This is a genomic window from Nocardioides sp. (assembly GCF_024509035.1).
Classification (GTDB): Bacteria; Actinomycetota; Actinomycetes; order Propionibacteriales; family Nocardioidaceae; genus Nocardioides.
In genome coordinates this window covers 1-2,092 of the sequence record NZ_JANINT010000327.1, presented here as the reverse complement: position 1 = coordinate 2,092, position 2,092 = coordinate 1, and the positions used below count along the sequence as shown (strand labels likewise).

Here is a 2,092-nt window from a genome sequence, read left to right as displayed (position 1 = left end):
CCGCCGCAACCCCGCGCCCACGGTGACCACGCTTCTTCGAAAACCAAGGAAGCGGAGCCAACGGCGCACCCGTAGACGCCCGACCGCCGCCACCCCGCACAGACGATCAGGCGGGCTGCCAGAGCTCGATGCGGTTGCCCTCGGGGTCGCAGACCCAGGCGAAGCGACCGACGCCGTCCATGTCCTCGGACTCGTCGGCGACCTCGGCGCCGCGGGAGCGCAGCTGGGCCAGCATCGCGTCGAGGTCACGGACCCGGAAGCTCAGCATCGTCTGCTGGGTGCGCGGGCCGAGGTAGTCGGAGTCGGCGGCGAACGAGGCGAACACCGTCGGGCCGCCATCGGGGTACCAGAGACCGTTGTCGTCGAGGTCGAGCCCGAGGGCCTCGCGGTACCAGGCACTCAGGGCCTCGGGGTCAGCCGCTCGGATGAAGTACCCACCGATGCCCAGCACGCGCTCCATGCCGGCAAGCGTGCCAGAGCAGCGCTGAAGATTTGTCCCGCCGACCCGTATCCCGCGGATCGGAACGGACGATCTACTGGTGAGCGCGCTGATCGGCAGCGCACGTCGGAGAGGACGATCCGCGTGACCACTCCCTTCTCGTACCGGCGCGGCGTTGCCGCCGTCGCCGCCGGCCTCGCCGCCATCGCGGCGCCGCTGGCCCTGGGCAGCCCCAGCTCGGCGCAGGGCCCCCGCGACAGTGACGGCGACGGCATGCCGGACCGGTGGGAGGTCGCCCACCACCTCGGCGCGCACCGGGCCAACGCCGGCGGCGACGCCGACCACGACGGGCTCCGCAACCTCGGCGAGTTCCGGCGCGGCCTCGACCCGCGTGACCAGGACTCCGACGACGACGGCGACGACGACGGGGACGAGGTCACCGACGGCACCGCGAGCACCGACCCCACCGAGACCGACACCGACGACGACGGCACCCCCGACGGCGACGAGGATGCCGATCACGACGGCGTCGACAACGAGGACGAGGACGACGCGACCGAGGGCTGCATCGCCGATGACGAGGACAGCGACTCCGACGGCGTGGACGACGAGGACGAGAACGAGCAGGGCACCGACGCCGAGGACGCGGACTCCGACGACGACGGTGTCGAGGACGGCAACGAGGACGCCGACTCCGACGGCGTCGACGACGAGGACGAGGACGACGTCGCCGGTGACCGGTGCTCGACCTCCGGCGAGGGCGAGGACGACGGCGACAACGGCAGCGACAACGGCAGCGACAACGGCAGCAACGACGGCGGGGGCGAGAACGGCCGCGCCGCGAGCTCCGGCGCCCGCGTCGTCTGGTACACGGTTGCCTGAGGGGTCACCCCGTCCGCGGGGCGCCGCCCCGGTGCCGCCGTACACACCGTGAGAGCCCGTGGACTTCGAGGACCTGCTGCATGACGCACGGCTCGGCGAGGGCGCTGCCTTCGCCGAGCTGTGGTCGCGCCACGCCGCCCGGGTGGCGTCGTTCGCCCGGCTCCGTGGCGCGGTCGAGGTCGAGGAGCTCACCAGCGACGTCTTCCTGGCCGCGTTCGAGAGCATCACCCGCTTCGAGGGCGACGAGTCGGGCTTCGTGGCGCTCCTGCTCACCATCGCCCGTCGTCGGGTCGTCGACGAGCAGCGGCGCCGGGCGCGCCGGGTGCCGGTCGCGACCTGGGCGGCCGAGGAGGACGCGCGCACCGTGCGCAGCGTCGAGGACGACGTGCTCGACCGCACCGCAGCTGCCGATCTCGCCACCCACCTCGACCGCCTGACCCCCGACCAGCGCGAGGTCGTCACCCTGCGTCTGATCGCCGACCTGTCCCTGGAGCAGACCGCCCAGGTGATGGGCAAGCGTGTCGGCACCGTGAAGTCCCTCCAACGCCGGGCGCTCGACGCGCTGCGCCGCTCCTTGAGCGGCGACGCCGAGCACCGCATCACCTCCCTCGACAGTTCTCTCGACAGCAAGGCGACACCATGAGCACGCTGCTGACCGACGCCCAGGCCGAGGCCGTCCTCGCCCGCGCCCGCGGTGGCGACGTCCTGGTCGCCGCCGAGCTCCGCCCGCTGGTCGAGGCGCTGGCCACGCACCGCGCGACCCTGGCGGCC

At 73.0% G+C, this 2,092-nt stretch carries 3 protein-coding genes; 2 read left to right on the top strand and 1 reads right to left on the bottom strand.

The window, feature by feature from the left end:
- Positions 1-106: 106 nt before the first annotated feature.
- Entirely contained in the window at positions 107-460 is a 354-nt protein-coding gene (locus Q0L15_RS20415) for a VOC family protein (RefSeq protein WP_296606497.1), read from the bottom strand.
- A gap of 123 nt (positions 461-583) precedes the next feature.
- Here Q0L15_RS20415 and Q0L15_RS20410 point away from each other — a divergent pair, with 123 nt between their 5' ends.
- On the top strand, positions 584-1,321 hold the full coding sequence (locus Q0L15_RS20410) for a hypothetical protein (RefSeq protein ID WP_296606495.1): 738 nt from the start codon (positions 584-586) through the stop codon (positions 1,319-1,321).
- 58 nt (positions 1,322-1,379) lie between these two features.
- Positions 1,380-1,964 (top strand): sigma-70 family RNA polymerase sigma factor, encoded by a 585-nt coding sequence (locus tag Q0L15_RS20405; protein ID WP_296606493.1) that lies wholly within the window; start codon positions 1,380-1,382, stop codon positions 1,962-1,964.
- The last annotated feature ends 128 nt before the right edge of the window (positions 1,965-2,092 follow it).